We start from the raw sequence: 24552 nt of genomic DNA, 5'->3' as shown, positions 1-24552 counted from the left end.
TTCAAAACAATTAAGATTTTTGCGGGATCGAAAAAAAATTACTTAGCATGACAACTTTTTATTGCAGGAATGGTTAATTGCATGTTAATTTTGGGCAACAAAAAATAGAGGATTATGGCGATAATGATAACCGATGAGTGCATCAACTGTGGTGCCTGCGAACCAGAATGTCCTAATACTGCCATATACGAAGGCGGAATTGAATGGACTTGGGCCGGCGGTACTAAGCTAAAAGAAGTGACCCTGCCAGATGGGTCCGTCATCGATGCCAATGAAAAACAAATACCTAGATCTGATGAATTTTACTATATAGTCACTGAAAAGTGTACAGAATGCACAGGATTCCATGAGGAGCCACAGTGTGCTGCGGTATGTCCTGTAGATTGTTGTGTCGACGACCCGGATCATCGGGAGGCTGAAGATGACCTCATGTCGAAGAAGTTTTTTATGCATGGTGAATAAAAGGAGGGAATCCCCCTCTTTTTTTGTTTAAAGCAGAATTTGAGGCGAATTTGACTTAATTACCTGTGTAATGCTCCCTTTGCTAAAAAAAACTAGATAATCCCTTGAATATAATTTTTGAATTGATTTAACTTGTCCTCAAAATAAAAGCTTTATCAAACAAAAACTTTGGCAAGTGGAAGATCACAGAGGAAATGACAGAGAAGAAATCTTCTCAAAAAGAGTGAAAGCAGGTAAGAGAACGTATTTTTTTGATGTAAAATCAACAAAATCAAATGACTACTACCTCACCATTACCGAAAGCAAAAGAAGACTTCAAGGCGAGACTTTTGTTTTTGAGAAGCACAAAATCTTTCTGTACAAAGAAGATTTCGGGAAGTTTATCGAAGCACTACAACATGCGGTAGACCATGTAAAAAATGAGCTGATGCCCGAAGTTGATTTCTCCCAATATGATGTGGAGGAATCAGAACCCGAATTAGATGACGAGCTGAAGTGGGAATAACCCCTACTTTTTAAATCATAAAGGAAAAAGAAACGCCATGTAGTTTGTGCCTTGGTTTATTTAATAATCCACATAAGCTTTATACCGATTGTTTCTTTTTCCTATATTTCTATCAAATATGAAGAAGCCGGTCATCGTCCTTTTGCTTTTCGTTATTCTTCTTCTAGTAATTGGCTGGTATTTTTCAAATATCTCATTCTACTTTATATTCGCTTTAGTCCTGGCAGCGATTCTCCGGCCATTGACCAACAGGATCAATTCGTTCCATGTCATAGGCCAACATACCCCAAGATGGCTTGCAATCTTATTATCTTTTGGATTGGTGCTGACATTGATTTTCCTGATCAGCCTATTATTTATACCATTGATTTCCGCTCAGATTGAGGTGATTTCCTCCTATGATCTCGATTACATGTACGAGCAGATCCAAAACCCTGTTGGTAAAATCGAAGACTTATTGATCAAATACGAAATTGTCAAAAGCGAGCCGGGCTTTTTGATACTTCAGGTCAGGGAAACACTGATCTCAAGTTTTGGATCCATCAATTATCAAGGAATCGTCAACACCATAGTGAATACTACAAGTACACTTTTTGTAGGAATCATGGCAGTGGGCTTTATCACTTTCTTTTTGTTGTTGGAAAATGGCCTTTTGAGAAGAAATATCATGGATCTTATTCCCAATTCCTATTTCGAATTATCCGTTTCGACATTCAATAAAGTAGAAAGGCTCCTATCCAATTATTTGGTGGCACTACTTATCCAGATTACTTGTGTATTTTCCTTAGCGGCAATTGGCCTGACTTTGATGGAGATCGATTATGCGCTTACCATTGCGATGTTTGCGGCAGTGGCTAACCTGATTCCCTATGCCGGTCCTATTTTGGGTGCCACATTTGGGGTAGTAGTGGGTCTCTCTACAGGGAATTTTGAAAATTCAAATGAAATTACCTTCATGGTAATAAAAATCCTTTCGGTATTTGGTGTCGTCCAATTGACTGACAATATCATTTTACAGCCATTGATTTTTTCCAAATCTGTAAAAGCACACCCGCTTGAAATTTTTGTTATTATCTTTGCCGGGGCGAAAATCGCCGGAATCCTCGGGATGATATTTGCCATACCAGTATATACCATTTTCAGGGTATCAGTGTTGGAATTTTACAGGGGATACCGAGAGTACAGAATCTTTAAAATGTAAAAAAATCTTAAATGGCTTTACAATGTGGCATCGTTGGCTTACCCAACGTTGGAAAATCAACATTATTCAATGCACTTTCCGCAGCAAAAGCAGAAGCTGCAAATTTTCCTTTTTGTACAATAGAACCGAATGTAGGGGTAGTTACTGTTCCTGATCACAGGTTGACAATATTAGAAAAGCTTGTAAAACCAAATCGTGTAGTTCCTACTGTGATTGAGTTTGTAGACATTGCAGGACTGGTCAAGGGAGCAAGCAAAGGTGAAGGTTTGGGCAATAAATTTCTAGCAAATATCAGAGAGGTAGATGCTGTCATCCATGTAATCCGTTGCTTTGATGATGAAAACATCGTGCACGTGGCAGGTGGTGTAGATCCTGAATTTGACAAAGAAGTCATTGACACAGAACTGCAGCTCAAGGATTTGGAATCAATTGACAAGAAAATCGCCAGAATTGAAAAAATCGCAAAATCAGGTGATGCAAGAGCAAGAAAAGACCTTGATGTCCTTCAGACGTTCAAATCTGAACTTGAATCTGGGAAAAATGCGAGGGCAGTTTCGATTGACAAAGAGGAATTTGAAGCAATAAAAGACCTCCAACTTTTAACCATCAAACCGGTACTCTATGTCGCCAATGTAGATGAAAAAAGTCTGTTGACCGGCAATAAATATGTGGATCAGTTGAGAGAAATAGTAAAGGAAGAGCATGCGGATGTCATTATCCTTTGCGCTGCCATTGAATCCCAAATCGCCGAACTCGATGATGCGGAAGAAAAGGAAATGTTTTTGGGGGAATACGGACTGGACGAAAGCGGGTTAAACAAATTGATTTCCGGGGCTTACAAATTACTTGATTTGATTACCTATTTCACTGCAGGGGTTCAAGAAGTCCGTGCATGGACAATCAAAAAGGGTTGGAAAGCGCCCCAAGCAGCGGGAGTAATACATACAGATTTTGAAAGAGGATTTATCAAAGCGGAAGTTATTAAACTTTCGGACTATGAAATGTTCAAATCTGAGGCTGCTTGCAGGGAAAATGGAAAAATATCGATTGAGGGCAAAGAATACGTCGTTCAAGACGGAGATATCATGCATTTTAGATTCAATGTATAACAATTTTTATGAAATTAATTTGTACTTTTGCAAGAACCGTGAGAATTGCGCTTATCGAATAATTACCAAGTTTAAATAATTGTTTCATTTCTATTTTTATTAAACCCGTGAGAATAAGATTAATATTTTCGTTAAAAAACAAAGGAGCTTATTTACCTTTCCATCACCAGTACATCTTGGCTCAATTCCTAAAAGGATTGATAGTGAAAGGTGGCAGGGAGGAATTTTTTAACTACAATTACTTCAATTTCTCTGGTCTTAAAGGTCAGACCAAAGTTAGTCGAAGTGGACTTCATTACTACTCGAGCTTAGTCACTCTAGTGCTTTCATCACCCAATGAAGAATTTATGGACTATTTGCTTGAGCAGGTATTCGAAACTCCTAAAATTGAGTTAGGAAACCTCATCCTTTCCCCTGAGTACACAGAGCAAGAAACAGAACCAACGCTGGAGGTATCAAACAAATTTGTTTGTATCTCTCCTTTGGTATTGTTAACTCCTGCTTTCAACGATGAATCAGGAAAAAGATTTATTAACCCGGATACAGATGAATTTTCTGATCTGTTGTATGAATCTACCCTGACTAGAATGGAAAGATCAGGATGGTACAACCAAGAACAAATGGAATCTTTTTACAAATTCCAAGTTGTGCCGGACATGAATTATGTGAATAAGTTGAGAGAGCAGCAAAAGAAATTTGCTAGAATCTACTCCGTTTACGACATGGATGTGAAGTATGAAGTTAGAGGATACACCTTACCTTTTACCTTATATGCAGCTCCAGAGGTACAAGACTTCGTGTTCAAGTGTGGCTTGGGCGCGTTCACGCACAAAGGATTTGGTATGCTAGACCTTGCAAACCACGCTCCTAACCAACGCGCTGAACCTTATAAGTTTAAAAGAGAAGGCTTCGTCCCTTACAAGGCCCAAGACAGACCTAAGTCTGGGGAATTTGAAGAAGGACAAGAAGAACTTTGAAACAAAAAAACCGGCTTGAGGCCGGTTTTTTTGTTTCAATACTTTTTTAGATGGTATACTTTTATTTATACAGATAAATCAACCCTCAGGATAAATCATGACAGGAGACCCAATGAAGGAACAACCGACTTCTTGCTTACGTCCTGTCTGTAGATGAATTTTAGGCTCCTCAAAAAAAGGTAATACCATTTACATTTATCAGTCCGATTTAAAGCTAACCGAGTTCATGAGAAATGAACCCCAAATATCTACACCGGTTTCAGTGTGAAAAATAATGAATAGATTTTCACTGCCGTTCATCTCCTCTATTTCCATACTGTAGTCAAACCATTTTTTCTGGTTGTTCTTTGGTCTATTATCTTCACTTATAACAGGAGTCTTTCCGATTATCTTTCCATCCACACCACCTACTCTCACCTCAAACCAACCGCTTTTCTTATTGGGATCGAGCGAAAATATCAGGTTCTTTACTTTACTAAGATCAATGTCATTGAATCCGATATAGGATTGGTTCTCTGTAAACTTGATCATTTTTGAGTCCTGCCAATTGGCCTTTGCAGTTCCTTCAAAATAATCAGCCTCTGCAGCCAACAGCATAGGATTTCTAAACACGATTTGTTCCCTTCTCAAGATGGGCGCAATACCGTTAGCCCCTTGGTCCTGGTAGCTAACCGTCAAGAGATACGTTCCATTTAAATTTTCTTTGACATGTTGGTTTAATTTTAATTTTCCTTGGGTAGGGATTCGGTTTTTGGGACTGGATTGCTTATTTGGGGACAAGGAAAGGATGTACTCCACCATTTGTTCAATATCCCCCTGGGAGAGATGGGAATGGCTAGGCATCTGTCGCTCTCCCCAAACTCCTCCTCCACCATTGGTGATTTTCTGCACCAGATAATTTTTGCCTGATGGATCACTTTCATATTTAGTAGCCACGCTTGCATAACTTGGACCAATAGAAGGATTGTCTATGCCGTGACAGGCATTACAGCCGCTTTTCACGGTTAGGTTTTGTCCCAATAAATTGATAGAAGGATGCTCTTGCTGATGGCCTTCTGCAGCTTCGACCCTATCGAAACCACTATCTAAATAATCCCAAGTGATCATGATTTTATCTTCAGAAATAACCCCATCCTCAAGATCGGAGACAGTCACCTGATAATTCAGGATAGGATTTCCCCAATAAAAAGACCTGTTATTATCCAATAGGATGGAAATTACCGGAGGTTCGTTGCCTACAGTTACCTCCAATTGATAGGTAGCTTTTTCACCCTCCTTGTCTCGGACTGTCAGAATAGGCTTATATATACCATTCTTTTCATAAGTGTATGTGGGATTTTTTTCCTTAGATTGGATTTTCCCCGACCCATCAAAATCCCATTCGTAAAGGAGTAAACTGTCTGCCTCATCAAAATCCATACTCCCTTCACCCGAAAACTGAACCTTTAGAGGGGAAGATCCCTGATTTTTATTAACAGATGCTTTGGCTATAGGTTTTCTGTTTCCCGCACTGAATTCAATTTTATACAATCCGGAATCGTCATTTTGAGCGGACCAATAAGTGCCATATTCTAAAATATACAATGAACCATCAGCTCCAAACTGCATGTCAACAGGCTTATCAAAAACTACAGAAGGAAGAAAGCGCTCCATTGAATCCAAGTTAGACTCCTTGTCCATCGTAACAGTAAAAATCCAATTCCGCATCCAATCATAGATAAACAATTTACCATGGTAGTATTTGGGGAACTTCACTTCAGTCTTTGGGAACAAATCATGGTAATATACAGGACCAGCCATAGCATTTCGCCCTCCGGAACCCAACTGTGGAAAATCTTCAGATTCGGCATAGGGATACCAGATAAATGCCGGTTGTGCGGATGGCAGTTGCTTGATCCCGGTATTGTTTGGTGAATTGTTAATCGGCCCCTGAGGGTCATATTCAAAAATACTTTCCTGCTTATCAAAATCATAATACCAATATGGCTTATTGTTGGCAATCAGATATGGCCATCCAAAGTAGCCTGCATTTTTAGCCTGATTGATTTCATCATAGCCTCGTGGTCCCCTACCAAGGCTGTCATTTTGCGCATCAGGCCCAACTTCTCCCCAATACAGGTATCCATTTTTCTGATCCACAGCTATTCTAAATGGATTTCGGTTTCCCTTTACATAAATCTCAGGCCTTGTATTTGGAGTACCCACGGCAAAAAGATTCCCCTCGGGAATAGTATAAGTGCCGTCAGGTTGAGGAGTAATTCTCAAAATCCCACCCCGAAGATCATTACTATTACCGGAGCTCCTTTGAGCATCGACATTTTCTGGCCTTCCCTTTCTCTCGTCTATGGGATTGTAATTGTCAGATTCAAAAGGTGTCGTGTCATCTCCAAGTGAAAGGTAAAGATTCCCTTTGCTATCAAACTCAATGGATCCGCCGCTATGGCAACAGCCTCTGAAATGTGGGATTTCCAACATGATTTTTTCTGAATCCATGTCTATCAGGTCACCTACAAGCGTAAACCTTGACAAACGGTTAATGCTGACAGGTCCTACAGGGGAATAATAAAGGTAAATCCACTTATTTTTATCAAATCCGGGATCTTTTGCCAATCCCAACAACCCGTCTTCACTTTCGAAAAAAACGTCGATAAAGCCTATTTCTTTGGTTCCGCCAGTAGAGGGTTCAAACATTTTAACCTTACCCTTTCTCTCAATAAATATGACCCTACCATCACCCAACACCTCCAATTCCATTGGTTCATCTAATTTTTCTACCAATGCGACTTTTGTGAAGCGGCTATCCTCCGGCTTTTCAGTTACAAATTTTTCCTCCTCAGCCTGTTGGCAGGAAGTAAAAGCAATAATTATATGAGGTATGAGAAAATAGGTTAAAAATAATTTCATAGGTCTAAGGAATTTGGGATCAGGCCTAATGTATAAAAAATTAGATTCAGACAAATAAAAAATCCCCTTGGAGGAAAGGGGATTTTTTAAATGGATATAAGGGTAATTTAAAATTTAAATGAAATTCCCAACATTACCTGTTGGAATTTGAAATCTCCATCACCGGTAACCACATTATCAATGTTTACTGTCTGCCCATTAAGTACTCTTTCGTACCTAAGGTCGAGGCCGATATTTCCCAAACTTAACCCAACACCGAACTGATAGCCTGCATTGAATTTTTCATAATCAAAATCCCGCAATTCATCTTCGAGGTAGTAATGAAATGATGGGCCTGCAAACACAGATACCAATGGCCCAAATAGATTGAGGCCTACCAATATCGGTGCATCTAGTCTTTGGGTTTCCAATTGGACAAGGTTGATTTCTGATTTAAGATTTGTGTAATTGATTTCAGGTCTAAGGTATACTGGACCTGCATTGATTTTTCCAAAAATCCCAAGATGATACCCAAGGTTATTTTTAGGATCTCCCCAGATCGCTTCCGCATCTTTGAAATACTGCCCGTTGGAATTGTAATTCATACCTCCTTTGATTCCAAATCCTCCCCTAGTTTGGGCATTGGCTGATTGGTAAAATACCATCAAGGCAAAAACGAGTAAGCTGGCTTTTAATGTAGTCTTCATAATAGTTGGTTTATGTAAAGTGTAATTTAATTTTTTGTTAAAAGATTATATGAATGACATATAAACGATAATATGATCAGGAACAATTGTCAATATTTGCAAACACAATCATCTAATTTGCTGTTATTAAACGTATATAGTTTGCATTCTTGTATAATGGCAATTTTTATTCCATCATACTTTATTTAAAGTTCTATTACCTTGAAACCAATAAAACTCAAACTGACATTATCCAAAACTATGCCTCATTCCATACACCATATTAAAACAAGTAATAAACTCATGGCTATTAAAAAAAATATCCTCCTTTTGGTTTTAATACCCTTTCTGAGCTTTTTCGTGTTTTCCTGCTCCCAAGCAGAAAACGGCAAAGAAAATAATCAAAATCCTGATGAAACCACGGAAATTCAAAATGGTCCAAAAGCTTTGGTAACATTCGCAGGTGGATGCTTTTGGTGCATAGAAGCCCCATTGGAAGGAATCGATGGCGTGTACTCTGTTATCTCCGGATATGCCGGAGGAAAAGAAAAAAACCCAACCTATTCGGACGTGGCGGGTGGAAAAACAACGCATAGAGAATCTGTCCAAGTCACTTTTAACCCTGATATCATCTCCTACTCAGAAATATTGGCAATTTTCTGGCAGCAATTTGACCCCACAGATGAAGGGGGTTCTTTTTACGACCGTGGCTTCCAATACACCTCTGCGGTATTTTACCATGATAAAATCCAAAAGGAAGCCGCTGAGGCCTCTTTACAGAAATTGGCTAAGTCAGGGAAATTTGAGAAACCGATTGTGACTCCCTTGATCAAATTCACGAATTTTTATCCTGCTGAAGATTACCATCAGGATTATTATAAAAAGAACCCAACGGAATATTATGCCTACAGAACCGGTTCGGGAAGGGATGCATTTATCGCCAAACATTGGCCTATAAAATTGGAAGACCAATACAAAAAACCTGCTGACTCCGAATTGAAGAAAAGACTTACAAACCTCCAATACCAAGTCACCATGCATGAGGAGACTGAAAGAGCATTTTCCAATGAATATAATGGCAACAAAGAAGCGGGGATTTATGTATGCATTGTTTCAGGGGCTCCATTGTTCAGTTCATCAGATAAATATGAGTCCTATTCAGGATGGCCGAGTTTTACCAAACCAATCGATGCGCGACTCATTGACAAACCAACCGATACGGCTTACGGCATGATGCGCGTAGAAGTGAGAAGCAAAATAGGTGACTCCCACCTCGGTCACGTATTCAATGATGGCCCTGAACCTACCAATCTACGCTATTGTATGAATTCTGCGGCAATGAAATTTATTGCTAAAAAAGACATGGAAAAAGAAGGATATAAAAATTGGCTTTGGGTGGTGGATTAGAATATTTTCCTAAAAGTCAGGTTGACCCTTGGGCCTCGGACTGTTTTGCTTTTTGGAATTTGATGCTCCCAATGATGTTGTGTCTCTCCTTTCATCAATAACAAAGAACCATGCTCTAGTAGTATGGTTCTTTTGTTTGATTTATCTGCATAAAGCCTCAGCTGGAAATCCCTCGAAATCCCAAAACTTACAGAGCCGATCACAGGGTTGTTGCCAAGTACCTTTTCATTGTCCCGATGCCATCCCATGCTGTCTTGTCCATCTCTATAGTAGTTGAGCAAAACATGGGTGAATTCGGTGTCTGCTACATCTTCAATGCGGTTTTTTATCTCAGAGAGAAAAGGTGACCAATCTAAAGGCTTCATTTCTATTCCCGAATAGCCATAAGCAATTTGTGGATTGCCATATAGCGCCGTCAACCTAGGCTGCATCACTTTTTTACCAAACATCCAAATAGGTTCATGTCTCCAAAGAACTTCCTCTTTCAGTTGATTTAGAAATTTATCGCTTTTTGATTTATCAAAGAAAGAAGGATAATAATGTACTTCACCCTTGAAAGGAAGGAGGTTTTCTTCAAAGGAATTTTCAAATAACAGCATAGGCAAATAACAAGTAGAATAGAATTTTGGTTTTGAAGGAATTTCACGCTGATATCAAAATAAATTATTGGTTTATTCGAGCATTTATGGGAAATTGGTTTGTAGATTTATATTTTAAATTTCACAATTTCAGTAATTGTTTGAAGAATCTTAAAACCAACCAACATGAACAAATTCGTTAAAATCGGCATTTTTGCCCTAGTCATTATCCTTGCAGGAGTATTCTATTGGAGGTATTACTTTGTATTCAGTGAAGGTGTCAAAGGTGGCACTCTTAATTATTTTGAGAAAAAAGGTTATGTCTTCAAAACCTGGGAAGGCCGTATCGTACAGGAAGGTTTCCAAAGTCCCACCGCGGGTGCACTTCAAAGCAACGAGTTCAGATTTAGTGTTCAAAATGAGGCACTTGTAGAGCAACTCGAGCGTGCAAGTGGCAAGTTTGTGGAATTGAGGTACAAAGAATACCTTAATTCACTTCCCTGGAGAGGAGCAAGCGAAGTTGTGGTCTATGAAATCATAGAAATTGGAGGAAAAGGTGAAGTAGACACTGAGCTACCAATGAATAAAAACTGATTTGCTGAAGTCGGTTTCAAAACAACAAATAAAAAACTCCAACAGAATTTGAAGCTGTTGGAGTTTTAATTTTTTCGGCTTTTAGATTATTTGGTCCAATAATCCACTACCAAAACTTTGTCCAAATGCGGTCCCAAAATCGACCCAAATGCCTTATGGTCAGGATGTGGTAAATAAATAGCCCTGTCTTCTTCTGACGCAAAAGTCAGAAAGAAGCAATGGGTAAATCCCTGATCCAATCCTTCGGGGCTGTTATTGGTTCCCCATTCGATGGATTGGATAATATCGATTTTAGAAGGAAGTGCAGTGAAAGCATCTACCACTTTCTGGACATCTGCTTCTGTAGTACCATCCTTAAACTTAAATAAAACGACATGCCTTAATGCTTTGTCCATAGTAACAGTTTTCTTTTCGACTACTTTTTCTATAATTTTTTCTTCTTTTTGGGGGGCTTGGCAAGCTGCAAATAAAAGCAGCGAAAGAGCCAAAATGCTTAGGTTTTTCATAGTTAAAGGTTTTTGGTTATTATGGCAATTTGAAAAATAAAGATGAATGCTTTTGACCGTTTATCCAATTTTCTTAATGGATTCAGAATAGTTTTAAGAACTTAAAATCAAATTATTATAATAGGCATTCAAATCAATCCTATTTCAGAAATCACAAAAGAATGAGAATTATCCGTATAGACACAGCAGCTTTTCTTACAATCATTTTCTTTGTATCCATTTACCAAAGTGCCTTTTCACAGCAACTTGGACTTCAAAACCTCCACCAAGAAGTAGAAGTATTCAGAGACAGCAGCGGAATCAACCATATTTTTGCTCAAAACGAACACGACCTATTTTTTACCCAAGGATATTTGGCTGCCAAAGACCGCCTCTTCCAATTTGAAATCTGGCGTCGACAGGCCACGGGCACCATGGCAGAAATATTTGGGGAAAATGAATTGGATCGGGACAAAGGTGTAAGGTTGTTTAAATTTCGTGGAGACAAAAAATCCGAATTAGCCCATTACCATCCACGGGGTGAATTGATCGTGGATTCATTTGTAGAAGGAGTTAATGCATACATTAAAGAATCGCTTGAATCACCCGCCACATTACCAGTGGAATTCCATCTTTTGGGTATTCTACCTGAATTTTGGACTTGGGAAGTAGTCATTTCCCGTCATCAAGGCTTATTGGAAAACGTCAAAGATGAATTGAATTATAGTCGAATTGTAAGCCTTATAGGACCCGAGAAAACAAAAGAGATTTTTTATTTCCATCCCAAAGAACCCATTTTGGATCTTGACAAGTCTATCCCAAAAGAATTGCTTTTCAAAGATATTTTGGCACCCTACAATGCTTTTCGCAAAAGCATGACCTACCATCCTGAATATATTATCGAGGAGGCCCGAAACGATCCAGATAAATTCTTAACTCAATTAAATAATTACGAAACCGACATTCAGGAAACCCTCGAGACAGAAAGGTTTTCAATCGGAAGTAACAATTGGGTGGTCAGCGGAAAATTAACCGAAAGTGGCTATCCCATCATGGCCAATGACCCACATCGGTTGATCGCAGTTCCCTCTTTGAGATATTGGGTTCACCTGCATGCGCCGGGCTGGGATGTGGTGGGAGGTGGAGAACCGGTGATTCCAGGAATATCCATAGGCCACAACCAATTTGGAGCTTGGGGCTTGACCATTTTCGAAACAGACAACGAAGACCTGCGCATCTATGACATACATCCTGAAAACCCCCAACTATATTTCCATAAAGGAAAATGGCTGGAAATGGAGTTTATTACTGATACCATAAGGGTAAAAGGAAAAGCTGATGTAATTGTCCAACATTTCTATACCCTGCATGGACCGGTGACATTTGTAGATCAGGAGTTGAAAAAAGCAGTGGCAGTCCAATGTGCTTGGCTGGAAAAAGGAGGTGCACCCTATTTGGCAAGCTTGAGAATGAACCAATCCACGACATGGGAAGAGTTCAGAGATGCCTGCACTTACAACCACATTCCGGCTGAAAACATGATTTGGGCTGAAAGAAAGGGCAATATCGGCTGGCAGGCGACAGGAATTTCTCCAATCAGAAATGGTTTTTCAGGTCTGGTAGCCACTTTGGGTGATGGAAGTATGGAATGGGACGGATATTTACCGATAGCGGAGAGGCCACATAGTTATAATCCGTCCTCTGGTTTTATCGCCACTTCCAACGAAAATGTAACTCCTTCTGATTATCCTCATAAAAATGCACTAGGCTATGAATGGGCAGATCCGTATAGAGGTGACAGGGTCAGGGAAGTGTTAGGAAAAGGTGAAAATTTTACTGTGGAAGATATGGGAATGCTGCAAAATGACTATTTATCTCTTCCTGCCCGAACATTGGTACCCTACTTAAAAGACCTAAATTTTGAAGACAAAAAATCCGGTGATTTGAGAGACATGCTTTTAAACTGGGATTATAAGTTGGAAAAGAATTCCGTGCAAGCAGGAATCTATGTCATATGGGAAAGGAAAATCAGGGAGAAAATAAAAGAAATTGCTGTCCCAAATGAAGTGACTACCTTGGTGGGCACCATTCAGATGACCCGAGTGATGGAGTGGATGGGACATCCAGACCGTCTATTTACAAACCAACCTGCCTTAGAACGAAATAAGTTCCTGGCAGATTGCTTTGAATGGGCACTTCAGGAACTAGAATCGAAACTGGGGAAAAACAGCAATAACTGGCAATATGGTCAGAATTCATACAAACACGCATATATCTCACATCCCTTAAGCGTAGCCTTATCAGATGTTTGGAAAGAAAAATTGGATGCAGGACCAGTTGCGAGAGGAGGTTACAGCTTTACCCCGGGTGCCAATGCATATGGAGACAACAATACTTCTGGCGCTTCCTTTAGGATTGTGGTCGATACAGGAGACTGGGAAAAAACCATTGGGATCAACACTCCAGGACAATCTGGTAATCCGCAAAGTCCCTTTTACCGGAATCTATTTCCTATTTGGGCATCAGACGGGTTTTTCAATGTCCCTTTTGGATATGAAAATATCAAAAAAAATGCAATAGAACATCTTTATTTAAACCCAATAACCCCATGAGAATCCGATTCCTACTTGTCTGCTGCTTCCTAGCTTTCTTAAGTCTGTTGTCATGCAAGCAAGATGAAGTTCTTATTCAGGTCTTCCCATATGACAGTCATATTGAGCTCCAATGGCCAAAAATTGAAGGTGCTAACTCTTACCTGATTTTTGTAAGTTTGGAGGGAGGCGAATTTACCCAAAGAACAGAAACTTCTGACACTTTGCTGTTGGATTTTTGGATGAACAAAGAGGATGTAAGAAAAGAGATCGCATACAAGATTGAAGCCGTCACCGACCAAGGCAACAAAGAAATCGGCGAAATAAACACCCAGACAAGGGAAATGAATGAGGAGGAATTATTGGATATGGTCCAATATTATACCTTCCGGTATTTTTATTACGGCGCAGAACCTAATTCAGCAATGGCACCTGAGAGGATTCACATAGATGGATATTATCCTGCAAATGACCCTCATATTGTCACCACAGGTGGTACGGGATTTGGGATTTTTGGATTGATCTCAGGAATCGAAAGAGGCTGGATAAGCAAGGAACAGGGATTTGGCCGCTTTAATAAAATGGTTACTTTCTTAGAAAAAGCCGATCGGTACAACGGTATCTGGGCACATTGGCTTGATGGACAAACAGGGAAGACCAAGGCATTTTCCAAAAAAGATGATGGCGCTGACCTTGTTGAATCTGCTTTTTTGATACAGGGATTGATCGCGGTTAGGGAATATTACAAAAACGGAAATGTTGAAGAAAAAAAGTTGGCAACAAGAATCAATAGACTCTGGGAAGAAATGCAGTGGAATTTTCATACTAAGGGAGGCGAAAACACACTTTATTGGCATTGGTCTCCAAACTTCGGATGGGAAATGAATTTTCCATTGGAAGGTTATAATGAATGCCTGATCACCTATGTTTTGGCAGCAGCATCTCCTACCTACTCCATCAGCCCGACAGCATACCAAGATGGCTGGGCGAGGTCAGGAGGCATCAAAAATCCCGTTGAGGCATTTGGATTTCCTCTACAGCTCAAGCATAACACAGCCGAATCTATGGGTGGTCCCTTATTCTGGGCACATTATTCCTACATTGGATTGGACCCGAGGGGATTGAATGATGATTATGCTGATTATTGGTTGGAAAACCAAAACCATACACTGATCAACAGAGCATGGTGCATAGAAAACCCCGGAAATTTCAAAGGATATGGTGAGGATCTTTGGGGATTGACGGCCTCCTACTCCATCAATGGTTATAATGCACATCATCCCGGAAATGATACGGGAGTTATTTCTCCTACCGCCGCACTCTCTTCCATTCCCTACACCTATGAAGAATCTATGAAAGTGTTGAAAAACCTTTATTTCAATTATGGTGATAAGGTTTTCGGTAGGTATGGCTTTTATGATGCCATGAGTCCTGAACATAATTTTTTTCCCCAAAGGTATCTGGCAATTGACCAAGGCCCAATCGTAGGAATGATCGAAAACTACCGGACAGGCCTAGGCTGGAATCTCTTCATGCAAGCGCCTGAAATCTCCTCCGGCTTAGAAAAACTTGGCTTCTCCATGGACAAAAGTGGATGGGAAGAACAATAAATGTTTAGGCCAAAAATTAAAAAATCCATCGGTCAGATTCCTGCCGATGGACTTTAACACCATTCAACCCAATCAAAATTTTAAACTATTTCATATGGCCATCTGATGATTCCTCCGGCCATGTTATAAGTATTTTCAAATCCCATTTCACTCATGACTTCACATACCTGCCCGCTTCTATTGCCACTTCTGCAGTAGATATAATATTTTTTTTCCTTAGGAAGGTTTTGGATTTGGGACATGAAGTTTGGACTCATCATATCGATGTTCCTCGCTCCTTTTAGCTTGCCTGAGTGAAATTCTCCGGTCGTCCTCACGTCAAGGATTACAGCATCTTTGGCATTCATACCTTTTTGGAAATCTTCGCAAAACAGGTCTGTATATTTTTTTGGTTTAGATCTAAAGAAATCAAACATGGTATTCTTGTTTTATGTGATTACAAAGTTAGGATCAGAAAGGCTATTAGATCGTAACCAAAATCACACAATACAATTATGCTCCAACTTGATTTTCAATCTTTTTAGGAAGTTTGCCGGTAAGTTGGAGAATGGATAATCTAATCAGGAGTACCCATGGAATGGCATGGTAGACAAAATCCAACCAATCCAAAACAGCCATTCCTTTGGCCCCACCTGCTATCCATTTGATCTTTCCCCAGATATGGGGTTCGGGTACAAAGGGCGCCAATCCTAGTGTCAAGCTTAGAATAATGACAAACCGCCAGTTATTGATTGTTGCTTTCATGTTGCTTTCTCTTTACAAATGGGTAAGTAATCTGTTGAAAAAAAGTCTTGGGAAAATCTTCCATTCCTTCAAAACCCAAGGGCTCATCCCGACCCTCATGAGGGATGTAATTGGTGCCAAAAAGGTAATCCCAAACACTAAGGGTAATGCCATAATTGACTCCGTAAGGTCTGTCCTTTGGCAAAACTTTCACATGATGCCAAAGGTGCATAATGGGGTTATTGAGGATATATTTTAATGGTCCATAGGTGATTCGGAGGTTAGCATGGTTGAGATGACCGATGGCGGTGGTGAATATATGCACAATAAAAAAATCCTTCAGTCCAAAACCGATCATGGCCAAAGGGATATATTGGACAGTTTTATAGATTATAGTTTCCATCCAATGGAATCTCAGATGCGCCGCAAAACCCATTTCTTCCACAGAGTGGTGTACTTTATGAAATTCCCAAAGAATCGGAACCCTGTGCAACACCCTATGGACATTCCACTGGATAAAATCCGCAACCAAAAACAATAGTAAAAACTGAGACCACCTAGGCCAGGTTTCGATATGAAGTGCCACAGTATTTTCAATTCCGAATATTCTTAAAAAGTCATTGAAAGCCTCTACGGCCACATTTGAAATCGCATTATAGGCTATAAGCGAAAATAGAAAATAATTGAAAAACATATAGAAGCCGTCCAACCAGAAATCCTTTCTGAAAACAGCCTGATTTTCTCTCCATGGCCGGAAAATCTCTAGCAACCAAACTCCAATTGATAATCCTAATAACCACCAGAAGTAATTGGACCAAGAAGGGTAAAACATCTCACTCACGAGGTAATTCCAATAACCATAATAGGAATCACCGATAATCTTTATGTATTTCTCCATTTCGATATTGTAGCGTTTTTAATCAAAGAAAAAGGACAATCGACATGATTGCCCTCTTTCGATACTCCCATAAACCACAACTAATTATCTTTCTTTTCGACTTGGAGGAATTTCCACCTTTGTCCCAAGCCTACTTTTTTTGACCAACTTATGATTTCAATCTTCTCTTTGGGAATCTAGAATTACCTCCTTTTGTTCGGGGTATTTCTTTATCCGATCACCCTCTCTACCTTTCTTCATTTCAAAAGTAATAACCATAAGCTCCCCAAAACGTGACGAAAGTTACATTTCTTCATGATTTTTATCTGAAAAGCATCTTTTATCACACAATACTCTGGATTATTTCAGGAGATTCGAAGAAAAATTAACGTGGACCATAATTTCTGGAATGATAAATTCTCACAAACCCCCGGTTTGTATGGAGAATTACCTAACGAATTTTTGAAGGCTAATTTGGGTTCACTTCCGGCTGGTAAAATCCTTTTGCCCGGAGAGGGAGAGGGTCGAAATGCTTTGTATGCAGCCTCATTGGGATGGCAGGTCACTGCCATCGACCAAAGCGAAACCGCAAAGGTAAACTGTTTACAAAAAGCTGAAAAACAAGGACTCGATGTTGATTATAAAGTTTGTAATGTGACTGATTATTTTCCCAAACCTGCATCTTTCGATGTGATCTCATTGGTATACTTCCATCTTCCCAAAGAAATTTCCCAACAAATATATACCAAGTTTGAGGAGGCTTTGGAAGTAGGTGGTAAATTGATCATTGAGGGATTTGGAAAGAATCAGCTTCAGTACCAATCAGGAGGACCCAAAAATCCAGACATGCTTTACGACTTGACAATTTTGAAATCCATGTTCGCAACTATCAGATGGGATAAAGAATTTGATGGAATTATACATTTGGAAGAAGGAAATGGGCATCATGGAGATGCTCATGTTATCAGACTATTTGGTGAAAAAATTAACATATAAACTGATGTATATCACGTTTTTATTAAGGCAATTGGCATAAATTTACTTTAAATAGAAAAAAGAAAGATTCAAAAAGCAAAACCCAAAAATTATGAAAATCCTCGTTCCCACAGACTTTTCAGACAATGCCAACAATGCCTTGGAGTATGCCTTAAATATTGCGGTTAAAGAAAAGGCCTCAATTACACTTCTTTTTGCCTTTTATGCAGTGTATGATTTTGCTTCACAGGCTACAGAAATAGTAAATCAGATCGAAGCAGATGCCAGAAAAGCGCTTAAAAAATCCGCTGCAAAAGGAAAAGAGTTAGGGATTGATGTTGATTACAGGATTGTTCAAGGTACTGTCGCCTCGACAGTAACTGCTTTGGCGTACAGAGAGGAATACGATCTGATTGTAATGGGAACCCAAGGTGCAAGCGGAATAAAGAAAGCGCTAATTGGATCAAATACCGGTCATGTGATCAAAGAAAGCAAAGTTTCTATATTGGCAGTGCCCCAAAATGCCAAATGGGAAAACTGGTCAAAAATCTCCACAGGACTGGAATTAGATAATGAGGAAGAAAAGTTTTTCACTACTTTGTTCCAACTCACCGGCCACTTGGACTTGCCTTATGAATTTTTTCATGTCAAGACGGACGAAAGTTTTGAAAAGGACCTCGGGTTGATAGGGCTGGAGGAAGTCTTAAATGAAAGGTTTAAAGATAAAAAAATCACCTTTATCGTACAACCTGCCACAAATGTAAACGCCGGAATCGAATCTTATTTAAAAAAAAATAAGGGTTCTATCCTGGTGATGTTTTACAAAAACAAGACATTTTTTGAGTACCTATTCAATAAAAGTGCAAGCCTTGAAATGGCCTATCACACGGATGTTCCGCTTTTGGTAATCAAGTGAAAAAGGTGAGAGGTAGTAAGTGGGAGGTAAAAGGTAAGAAGCAATCGGTATTCACCTCTTACCTCTTACCTTTTACTGCTTACTAAGCAATCAAAATCCGATCCTCAATCCAATTCACGATATCTCCCATGATTTCCTCCTTTTCGTACTCATTGATCAATTCATGAAAAAGACCTGGATATTTATTGAAAGATTTATCTGAAGAGGAGATTTTTTCAAAAAACTCTTCTGAGCCTTTTGGGTTGGTCAATGTATCTTCTGTTCCATGCAGCAATAAGACAGGAAGTTTGAACTGAACGGCATTCTCTTCTATTTCCCTCATCATCCTGAGCAATTCATAGGCGGTCCTTGCCGGGTAAGACTCGTGGTAAACAAGGGGATCCTCATCATATTTCCTTACTTCTTCCGGATCATGTGAAATCTTATTGCTATCCAATTTCAATGCTTTGAGCTTTGGAGCTAGTTTACTGATCAGGGAAGAAGCGGCTATCAATATTTTGGATGTATCCTCTGCAGGTCTTAAGGCTGGGGCGCTTAGTACAATTCCTTTAGCATCAGGCTGGTATTTCAATGCATAGGATGCCACCAAACCGCCTCCCATGCTGTGTCCAAAAATAAACGCCGGAACATTGGGAACATACGTTTTTACCTTTCCAAACAAGGCATCGATATCCTTTAGGTAATCCTCAAAATTAGAAAAGTAGGCATCAGGCTTTGGAAGACAGGATTTTCCATGCCCTCTCCCATCAAAAGTAAACACTGAAATATCTATCTCCACAAGTTTTTTTGCCAAATGAGCATACCGGGAGGAATGTTCTCCCAATCCATGAACAATCAAAACAGCTGCTTTTGAATGCTCAGGCATCCATGCTTGAAGGTAAAGCTTTATTCCATCATGCGTCGTATAACTTGTCTCCAGATGATTCATTAGGGGATCCATTTGATGTCTTTGAAATTAGGCTTTCTCTTTTCTAAAAAGGCATTTCTTCCTTCTTTTGCCTCTTCGGTACCATAAGCCAATCTTGTCGCTTCTCCTGCAAAAACCTGTTGCCCAACCATGCCATCATCCGTAAGGTTCATGGCAAATTTCAGCATTTTGATAGAGGTGGGTGATTTGGCGAGTATTTCTTGCGCCCACTCATAAGCAGTGGCTTCCAACTCAGCATGTGGAATCACGGCATTGACCATTCCCATATCATAGGCATCCTGTGCGGAATAATTTCTACCTAAGAAAAAAATCTCTCTAGCTTTCTTTTGTCCAACCATTTTGGCTAGATAAGCTGAGCCATATCCCCCATCAAAACTCGTTACATCGGCATCCGTCTGCTTGAAAATAGCATGCTCTTTACTAGCCAAAGTCAAGTCACAGACTACATGAAGACTATGTCCTCCACCTACTGCCCACCCGGGAACTACGGCAAGGACTACTTTAGGCATAAAGCGGATCAACCTTTGCACCTCCAAAATATTTAACCTGTGATAGCCATCCTCTCCGACATATCCCTGCTGACCACGTGCCCTTTGGTCACCCCCCGAGCAAAAAGAATAAATACCATCCTTTGGAGAAGGTCCTTCTGCTGAAAGTAGAATCACCCCAATCGAAGTATCTTCCTGCGCATCGTAAAAAGCATCATACAGTTCCTTGGTTGTTTTGGGACGGAAAGCATTCCTGACCTCAGGTCTGTTAAAGGCGATTCTTGCTACTCCATCACACTTTTTATAGGTTATATCTTCGTATTCTTTTGCGGTTTTCCAATTAATTTCCATGCTATTTTTGGTTTATTTATTTTACGCAAGATAACAGCCTTACAGGAATTTTGTTGATTTTTGAAAGGGCATTGAATCATTATGGGCAAAATCATTTTAGAAAAAGCCATTTACAATTTTGAACAGATCCAACAGGGAATTTGGAAGGAAGATGATGGGTATTTCCACGAAGCGATTCAGTTTTGCCAAAATTGGCTGCAGGGTCAGAACAAATTTTTGCTTAGCACCTCCGGTTCCACCGGAACACCTAAATCAATGTCTGTTGACCGAAAGCAGATGGAAATCTCCGCAGCTTTCACAGCTAAATTTTTTGGAAGAACAAAAAATCCAAAGTTGTTGTGCTGCCTGAATACCGCAATGATCGCAGGCAAAATGATGCTTGTCAGAGCGATGGAATGGGATGCTGATCTTATTTTGACCAAGCCAAAAGAAAATCCGCTAGAGGACAATTGGGTGAATGGAGATTTTGACTTTGTAGCGATGGTACCGATGCAGGTGGTAGCTTGTTTGTCCCAAAATTCCTCACTTCAGAAACTGAAAAAAATCAAAACCCTCCTCATTGGCGGAGCGCCATCTCCTGTTTCACTTCTTGAAAAACTAACCAAAGAAAAGATTTCCGCTTTCCAGACTTACGGTATGACGGAGACTGTTTCTCATATCGCTTTGGCAAAAATTGATGGTCCTGATTTGGTTTATGAAACACTTCCGGGAGTTCACATTGGAACAGATTCGGAAAATAGGCTTTGGATAGAAGCTCCGATGGCAAAAGAAAAAAGACTACAGACCTATGACCTTGTGGAGATTTTGGATCAAAACCATTTTATCTGGGTTGGACGTTCAGATTTTACAATCAATTCAGGCGGAATCAAAATCCAACCTGAAATCTTGGAAGCGCAGATAGCTCCTACTGTTTCTAAGTTTTTTAGAGATTCCTTATTTTTTCTTTGGGGTAAGAAAGATGAAAAATTAGGAGAAAAACTTGTTTTAGTCATTGAATCAAAAGATAATGAAAAACAAAAGGCCCAGGAATTGCTTCATTTAATGGCAGGAATTATCAATAAATATCAAATTCCAAAGGAAATCATCTTTTTGAAAGAATTTGTAAAAACTCCTTCCGGCAAAATCAATAAAACTGAAACTATAAAATCTGCGAAATGAAACTGTTCTTACTTATATGTATCATGCTTGGCACAATTTTACAGCCCCAAAATCCAACAACCCTTACCCTCAATGTCACCAATGTAAAAAATGACAACGGGCTAATCAGGGTTTTACTTTTCAAAGGGGAAACAGGCTTTCCTGATGACACCGAAAAGGCGTTTAAAAGTGCCTCTGTCAAAATTCAAAATGGTCAATCAACAGTAGATTTCGGGGTCATTCCTGAAGGGACTTATGCTATTTCACTTTTCCATGACAGTCAAAATACCGGAAAATTACGGACTAATGCATTTGGAATTCCAAGGGACGGCTACGGCTTTTCAAATGATGCGATGGGCATATTTGGCCCACCTGATTTTGAAAAAGCATCGTTTAAAGTAACCGCCGGTAAAAATAATGTAAGCATCAAACTGAGATGAAATTACATTTGCTTTTATAAACTCATCCAAAATGATTCTGCTCGATTTCCCCTATGTATCAGATTTCCTGATTCAGACCATTATTGACAATAAATTCCAGGTCGTCTCCACCCGGGAAGCAAAGCAAATAGCTGGAAACAAATCCATTAACTGGATCTCAGAGGATGATGCAGCTGAGCTACTTCAAAAATATCCCCTCACTCCCATTTATACCAACTCAGAAAACAGCATCAGCTGGATCCAAAAAAACACTCAGGGGACGGCACTTCCCGGAATCATAGAGACCTTTAAGAATAAGTACAAATTCAGAAATCTCATTAAAGAGGCTTATCCTGATTACTTTTTTGAGTCGGTAAATGTAGAAAATCTGAGATCATTGGATGTTTCAGGCTTTGGTTTCCCATTTATCATCAAACCAGCCGTAGGCTTCTTCAGTATTGCAGTGTACAAAGTGGATAAGGCAGAGGAGTGGTCTGGGATTGTGAAGAAAATTGAAAATGACATCCTCAGAACACAATCTCTTTATCCCAAGGAGGTCATTGACAATACCGAATTTATCATCGAACAATACATCTCTGGTGAGGAATATGCTTTCGACTGTTATTTTGACCAGAATGGTAATCCGGTCTTATTAAATATCCTGCACCATGTTTTCACCTCAGAAAACGACGTCAGCGACCGTGTATACTCTAGTTCGCCTGAAATCATCGAAATGCTTCAAAGTCCGATCCTCGATTTTCTTCATCTGATAGGATCAAAAATAAAACTTAGAAATTTTCCTCTCCATATCGAAATCAGGATGGATAAAAAGGGGAAACTTTTCCCTATTGAGGTTAATCCGATGAGATTTGGAGGTTGGTGCACCACAGCTGACCTGACATGGTTTGCTTATGGGATCAATTCCTATGAACATTTCTTATATTCCAAAAAGCCTGATTGGGAATCCATTTTTAAAACCAAAAGAGGGAAAAAATACAGTCTCATTTTGCTGGACAATACAACAGGCTTTAAGCCCGAAGAAATCGGAGAGTTTGATTATGATACTCTACTAATTGATTTTGAAAATCCTTTACACCTAAGGAAAATCGATCTAGATAAATTTGGGGTTTTCGGATTTCTATTCACTGAGACGTCCAAGGAAAATGACCAAGAGTTAACGGCAATCCTTCATTCTGATCTCAGGAAATATATTCGGCTCAAACCGGTCTTAGATCAAGGGAAAATGTTGAGCTAATGATTTTGCCAAAATGGACTAAGGTGGGTCATGAAAGTGGTCAATTACCTGAAATTACCATTCAATGAACCAATCCTATTGTCAAACGAGTTAACCTTTGGAACTCTAAATTCCAAAGAATCACGTATTTTTGAATATAGAAGAACCATTTATGAATCCATTTAGCAATGCATCTTAAAACAGAAGACTTGACAAGAATCGAAATTGAATATGATTCAGGAGCGATACCGCCTCCTTACAGCCATATCTTTAAGTTAAAGATTAGTTTTGGGAAAAATTTTCTGGACAGCCAACTAGATTTGGTGTACACTGACAGGGACGAAATTGCTGAAGAGGAGATCGTCAATGAGGGTTTTACCATGGATGACAATTATCACTTTCAAGGTGAAATCCCAAAAGTTTGGGAAAAACCATGGAGGGAGCTTTATGCCAGATCAAAATGGTCCAATAAAAAATTAGATGAAGAAGGTGGTATCAAACTTCTTTCAAAAGATTCGCAAGGTCAGATTATACGCACCGTACCATTGAATCAGGAAGAATGGCAAATTTTTTCGCAGGATTTCATTCAGGCAATCTATGAAATAACCAAAAAAGAAGGACCACTCACCATCCATTACCTTATTAGGGAAAATGACAACGTGCAGGACATCGATCTTGTGGTCCGGTTCTCGATCCGAAAAATTGAAGTCTCAGTAAATGGAAAATCCAAAGAGGTGGATTGGGATGAAACCAAAGAACTGCTTTCGTTTATCTTCTTACCTGACTATGATTATGGTATCGCCACCGAATCAAAGCCAACTCAAAAGGGTCATTTTATCGAGTGCGGAGATGGATTTTGGCATGATATGCAAAAAGGAGTCTTCAATATTGACGACTCCTTTGATGCTGTGGGCAAAATAAAAAAAGGTTTTCTCAAACTTATTTGAAATCCGGATTCGCATTGACGTAAAATTCCCTTACAAAAGCCAGGAGTTGTTTTTCTGTCAATTTATCACTTGTCTGAACGGACAACCATTTCCCATCAAATGATTTGTTTTCGCGAAGTCGGTTGCGCATTTGTTCCTTGGCGACGCCGGGGCCAAAAAGGAGAATATCTTCGAAAGAATGGAGTTTGGTTTCCATCATTTTGAAGTATTCATTGAGTTCTTTTTGGGAAATATTGTGCTTCCTGTGTTCATTGTTGGAAGAATGTTCATTGGAAGAAGAAAACCTTGTTTTGTCGCTTCCTTCACCCACTTCCCGTTTCATGCTTTCATAGGGTGATTCAATGGTTTCTATCAAAATGGAGTTCCCATCATTGAATCCAACAAAATGTGCTTTGGAGTGGTCTATCCATACCCCTACTTGTTTGAATGAATTGCTGTTCATGTTTTTTGGGTTTTGTTGATTTATTTT

Annotated in this window: 25 protein-coding genes; 15 read left to right on the top strand and 10 right to left on the bottom strand. The window is 39.5% G+C overall.

The features are described from left to right. Positions 1-114: 114 nt before the first annotated feature. From M3O96_RS08270 to cas6, 5 genes are all read left to right on the top strand, one after another. On the top strand, positions 115-462 hold the full coding sequence (locus tag M3O96_RS08270; protein ID WP_249719868.1) for a 4Fe-4S binding protein: 348 nt from the start codon (positions 115-117) through the stop codon (positions 460-462). Between the two features lie 175 nt (positions 463-637). Continuing rightward, on the top strand, positions 638-967 hold the full coding sequence (locus M3O96_RS08265; RefSeq protein ID WP_249719867.1) for a DUF3276 family protein: 330 nt from the start codon (positions 638-640) through the stop codon (positions 965-967). Between the two features lie 118 nt (positions 968-1085). After that, complete coding sequence (locus M3O96_RS08260) at positions 1086-2168, top strand: AI-2E family transporter (RefSeq protein WP_249719866.1); 1083 nt, start codon at positions 1086-1088, stop codon at positions 2166-2168. A gap of 11 nt (positions 2169-2179) precedes the next feature. After that, positions 2180-3277: a redox-regulated ATPase YchF gene (gene ychF / locus M3O96_RS08255; protein ID WP_249719865.1), complete on the top strand. Its 1098-nt coding sequence runs from the start codon at positions 2180-2182 to the stop codon at positions 3275-3277. Between the two features lie 107 nt (positions 3278-3384). Next, on the top strand, positions 3385-4254 hold the full coding sequence (gene cas6 / locus M3O96_RS08250) for a CRISPR-associated endoribonuclease Cas6 (RefSeq protein WP_249719864.1): 870 nt from the start codon (positions 3385-3387) through the stop codon (positions 4252-4254). A gap of 198 nt (positions 4255-4452) precedes the next feature. Here cas6 and M3O96_RS08245 read toward each other — a convergent pair whose 3' ends face one another. Then, positions 4453-7158 carry a PQQ-dependent sugar dehydrogenase gene (locus M3O96_RS08245; RefSeq protein ID WP_249719863.1) on the bottom strand — a complete coding sequence of 902 codons (2706 nt, stop codon included), beginning with the start codon at positions 7156-7158 and terminating at the stop codon, positions 4453-4455. A 107-nt stretch (positions 7159-7265) separates the two neighbouring features. Further along, positions 7266-7844: an outer membrane beta-barrel protein gene (locus M3O96_RS08240; RefSeq protein ID WP_249719862.1), complete on the bottom strand. Its 579-nt coding sequence runs from the start codon at positions 7842-7844 to the stop codon at positions 7266-7268. A gap of 282 nt (positions 7845-8126) precedes the next feature. On the opposite strand from M3O96_RS08240, the gene msrB reads away from it, so the two are divergent. Next, the gene (msrB, locus tag M3O96_RS08235) at positions 8127-9230 is read left to right on the top strand and encodes a peptide-methionine (R)-S-oxide reductase MsrB (RefSeq protein WP_249719861.1); all 1104 of its coding nucleotides are present in this window, start codon (positions 8127-8129) and stop codon (positions 9228-9230) included. On the opposite strand, the gene M3O96_RS08230 is transcribed toward msrB, so the two are convergent. Then, on the bottom strand, positions 9227-9829 hold the full coding sequence (locus M3O96_RS08230) for an alpha-ketoglutarate-dependent dioxygenase AlkB family protein (protein ID WP_249719860.1): 603 nt from the start codon (positions 9827-9829) through the stop codon (positions 9227-9229). The genes msrB and M3O96_RS08230 overlap by 4 nt on opposite strands. Positions 9830-9994: 165 nt before the next feature. Between M3O96_RS08230 and M3O96_RS08225 the strand changes: the two genes are divergently transcribed. After that, complete coding sequence (locus tag M3O96_RS08225) at positions 9995-10402, top strand: hypothetical protein (protein WP_249719859.1); 408 nt, start codon at positions 9995-9997, stop codon at positions 10400-10402. 86 nt (positions 10403-10488) lie between these two features. On the opposite strand, the gene M3O96_RS08220 is transcribed toward M3O96_RS08225, so the two are convergent. Then, positions 10489-10908, bottom strand: a complete 420-nt coding sequence (locus M3O96_RS08220; protein ID WP_249719858.1) for a Dabb family protein — start codon at positions 10906-10908, stop codon at positions 10489-10491. 161 nt (positions 10909-11069) lie between these two features. Here M3O96_RS08220 and M3O96_RS08215 point away from each other — a divergent pair, with 161 nt between their 5' ends. After that, complete coding sequence (locus M3O96_RS08215; RefSeq protein WP_249719857.1) at positions 11070-13499, top strand: penicillin acylase family protein; 2430 nt, start codon at positions 11070-11072, stop codon at positions 13497-13499. Then, positions 13496-15088, top strand: a complete 1593-nt coding sequence (locus tag M3O96_RS08210) for a glucoamylase family protein (RefSeq protein ID WP_249719856.1) — start codon at positions 13496-13498, stop codon at positions 15086-15088. The genes M3O96_RS08215 and M3O96_RS08210 overlap by 4 nt, the downstream gene beginning before the upstream one ends. A gap of 80 nt (positions 15089-15168) precedes the next feature. Here the strand turns inward: M3O96_RS08210 and M3O96_RS08205 are convergent, their stop codons facing one another. The 3 genes from M3O96_RS08205 to M3O96_RS08195 all read right to left on the bottom strand — a co-directional run bounded on the left by M3O96_RS08205 (position 15169) and on the right by M3O96_RS08195 (position 16709). Beyond that, positions 15169-15504, bottom strand: coding sequence for a rhodanese-like domain-containing protein (locus tag M3O96_RS08205; protein WP_249719855.1), 336 nt, complete (start codon positions 15502-15504; stop codon positions 15169-15171). A 76-nt stretch (positions 15505-15580) separates the two neighbouring features. Further along, positions 15581-15832: a hypothetical protein gene (locus M3O96_RS08200; RefSeq protein WP_249719854.1), complete on the bottom strand. Its 252-nt coding sequence runs from the start codon at positions 15830-15832 to the stop codon at positions 15581-15583. Continuing rightward, the gene (locus M3O96_RS08195) at positions 15813-16709 is read right to left on the bottom strand and encodes a sterol desaturase family protein (RefSeq protein WP_249719853.1); all 897 of its coding nucleotides are present in this window, start codon (positions 16707-16709) and stop codon (positions 15813-15815) included. The genes M3O96_RS08200 and M3O96_RS08195 overlap by 20 nt, the downstream gene beginning before the upstream one ends. Before the next feature lie 369 nt (positions 16710-17078). Between M3O96_RS08195 and M3O96_RS08190 the strand changes: the two genes are divergently transcribed. Both M3O96_RS08190 and M3O96_RS08185 read left to right on the top strand, forming a co-directional pair. Continuing rightward, complete coding sequence (locus tag M3O96_RS08190; protein WP_249719852.1) at positions 17079-17684, top strand: class I SAM-dependent methyltransferase; 606 nt, start codon at positions 17079-17081, stop codon at positions 17682-17684. Between the two features lie 91 nt (positions 17685-17775). After that, positions 17776-18579 (top strand): universal stress protein, encoded by an 804-nt coding sequence (locus M3O96_RS08185; RefSeq protein ID WP_249719851.1) that lies wholly within the window; start codon positions 17776-17778, stop codon positions 18577-18579. Positions 18580-18661: 82 nt separating this feature from the next. Here M3O96_RS08185 and M3O96_RS08180 read toward each other — a convergent pair whose 3' ends face one another. Both M3O96_RS08180 and M3O96_RS08175 read right to left on the bottom strand, forming a co-directional pair. Continuing rightward, positions 18662-19507: an alpha/beta hydrolase gene (locus M3O96_RS08180; RefSeq protein ID WP_249719850.1), complete on the bottom strand. Its 846-nt coding sequence runs from the start codon at positions 19505-19507 to the stop codon at positions 18662-18664. Continuing rightward, complete coding sequence (locus tag M3O96_RS08175; protein ID WP_249719849.1) at positions 19507-20346, bottom strand: 1,4-dihydroxy-2-naphthoyl-CoA synthase; 840 nt, start codon at positions 20344-20346, stop codon at positions 19507-19509. Before M3O96_RS08175 ends, M3O96_RS08180 begins: the two co-directional genes overlap by 1 nt. 81 nt (positions 20347-20427) lie before the next feature. On the opposite strand from M3O96_RS08175, the gene M3O96_RS08170 reads away from it, so the two are divergent. The 4 genes from M3O96_RS08170 to M3O96_RS08155 all read left to right on the top strand — a co-directional run bounded on the left by M3O96_RS08170 (position 20428) and on the right by M3O96_RS08155 (position 24083). Continuing rightward, positions 20428-21504: an AMP-binding protein gene (locus tag M3O96_RS08170; protein ID WP_249719848.1), complete on the top strand. Its 1077-nt coding sequence runs from the start codon at positions 20428-20430 to the stop codon at positions 21502-21504. Then, the gene (locus M3O96_RS08165) at positions 21501-21923 is read left to right on the top strand and encodes a DUF2141 domain-containing protein (RefSeq protein ID WP_249719847.1); all 423 of its coding nucleotides are present in this window, start codon (positions 21501-21503) and stop codon (positions 21921-21923) included. The genes M3O96_RS08170 and M3O96_RS08165 overlap by 4 nt, the downstream gene beginning before the upstream one ends. 31 nt (positions 21924-21954) lie before the next feature. Further along, positions 21955-23157 carry an ATP-grasp domain-containing protein gene (locus M3O96_RS08160; RefSeq protein ID WP_249719846.1) on the top strand — a complete coding sequence of 401 codons (1203 nt, stop codon included), beginning with the start codon at positions 21955-21957 and terminating at the stop codon, positions 23155-23157. Positions 23158-23324: 167 nt separating this feature from the next. Next, on the top strand, positions 23325-24083 hold the full coding sequence (locus M3O96_RS08155) for a hypothetical protein (RefSeq protein ID WP_249719845.1): 759 nt from the start codon (positions 23325-23327) through the stop codon (positions 24081-24083). Here the strand turns inward: M3O96_RS08155 and M3O96_RS08150 are convergent. Next, complete coding sequence (locus tag M3O96_RS08150) at positions 24076-24525, bottom strand: hypothetical protein (RefSeq protein ID WP_249719844.1); 450 nt, start codon at positions 24523-24525, stop codon at positions 24076-24078. The genes M3O96_RS08155 and M3O96_RS08150 overlap by 8 nt on opposite strands. Positions 24526-24552: the final 27 nt, after the last annotated feature.

The sequence above is a fragment of the Aquiflexum sp. TKW24L genome (assembly GCF_023502205.1).
Lineage (GTDB): Bacteria > Bacteroidota > Bacteroidia > Cytophagales > Cyclobacteriaceae > Cognataquiflexum.
Note: the sequence above shows the minus strand (reverse complement) of the source record. Positions and strands in the feature narration are given on the sequence as shown.

Excerpts from the sequence above, each read along its gene's own strand:
- M3O96_RS08185 (WP_249719851.1), top strand. The coding sequence starts at position 17,776 with ATGAAAATCCTCGTTCCCACAGACTTTTCAGACAATGCCAACAATGCC.
- M3O96_RS08165 (WP_249719847.1), top strand. The coding sequence starts at position 21,501 with ATGAAACTGTTCTTACTTATATGTATCATGCTTGGCACAATTTTACAG.
- ychF (WP_249719865.1), top strand. The coding sequence starts at position 2,180 with ATGGCTTTACAATGTGGCATCGTTGGCTTACCCAACGTTGGAAAATCA.
- M3O96_RS08260 (WP_249719866.1), top strand. The coding sequence starts at position 1,086 with ATGAAGAAGCCGGTCATCGTCCTTTTGCTTTTCGTTATTCTTCTTCTA.
- M3O96_RS08180 (WP_249719850.1), bottom strand. The coding sequence starts at position 19,507 with ATGAATCATCTGGAGACAAGTTATACGACGCATGATGGAATAAAGCTT.
- msrB (WP_249719861.1), top strand. The coding sequence starts at position 8,127 with ATGGCTATTAAAAAAAATATCCTCCTTTTGGTTTTAATACCCTTTCTG.
- M3O96_RS08170 (WP_249719848.1), top strand. The coding sequence starts at position 20,428 with ATGGGCAAAATCATTTTAGAAAAAGCCATTTACAATTTTGAACAGATC.
- M3O96_RS08245 (WP_249719863.1), bottom strand. The coding sequence starts at position 7,158 with ATGAAATTATTTTTAACCTATTTTCTCATACCTCATATAATTATTGCT.
- M3O96_RS08160 (WP_249719846.1), top strand. The coding sequence starts at position 21,955 with ATGATTCTGCTCGATTTCCCCTATGTATCAGATTTCCTGATTCAGACC.
- M3O96_RS08215 (WP_249719857.1), top strand. The coding sequence starts at position 11,070 with ATGAGAATTATCCGTATAGACACAGCAGCTTTTCTTACAATCATTTTC.
- M3O96_RS08225 (WP_249719859.1), top strand. The coding sequence starts at position 9,995 with ATGAACAAATTCGTTAAAATCGGCATTTTTGCCCTAGTCATTATCCTT.
- M3O96_RS08175 (WP_249719849.1), bottom strand. The coding sequence starts at position 20,346 with ATGGAAATTAATTGGAAAACCGCAAAAGAATACGAAGATATAACCTAT.
- M3O96_RS08230 (WP_249719860.1), bottom strand. The coding sequence starts at position 9,829 with ATGCTGTTATTTGAAAATTCCTTTGAAGAAAACCTCCTTCCTTTCAAG.
- M3O96_RS08195 (WP_249719853.1), bottom strand. The coding sequence starts at position 16,709 with ATGGAGAAATACATAAAGATTATCGGTGATTCCTATTATGGTTATTGG.
- M3O96_RS08200 (WP_249719854.1), bottom strand. The coding sequence starts at position 15,832 with ATGAAAGCAACAATCAATAACTGGCGGTTTGTCATTATTCTAAGCTTG.
- M3O96_RS08240 (WP_249719862.1), bottom strand. The coding sequence starts at position 7,844 with ATGAAGACTACATTAAAAGCCAGCTTACTCGTTTTTGCCTTGATGGTA.
- M3O96_RS08155 (WP_249719845.1), top strand. The coding sequence starts at position 23,325 with ATGCATCTTAAAACAGAAGACTTGACAAGAATCGAAATTGAATATGAT.
- M3O96_RS08205 (WP_249719855.1), bottom strand. The coding sequence starts at position 15,504 with ATGTTTGATTTCTTTAGATCTAAACCAAAAAAATATACAGACCTGTTT.
- M3O96_RS08210 (WP_249719856.1), top strand. The coding sequence starts at position 13,496 with ATGAGAATCCGATTCCTACTTGTCTGCTGCTTCCTAGCTTTCTTAAGT.
- M3O96_RS08270 (WP_249719868.1), top strand. The coding sequence starts at position 115 with ATGGCGATAATGATAACCGATGAGTGCATCAACTGTGGTGCCTGCGAA.
- M3O96_RS08220 (WP_249719858.1), bottom strand. The coding sequence starts at position 10,908 with ATGAAAAACCTAAGCATTTTGGCTCTTTCGCTGCTTTTATTTGCAGCT.
- M3O96_RS08150 (WP_249719844.1), bottom strand. The coding sequence starts at position 24,525 with ATGAACAGCAATTCATTCAAACAAGTAGGGGTATGGATAGACCACTCC.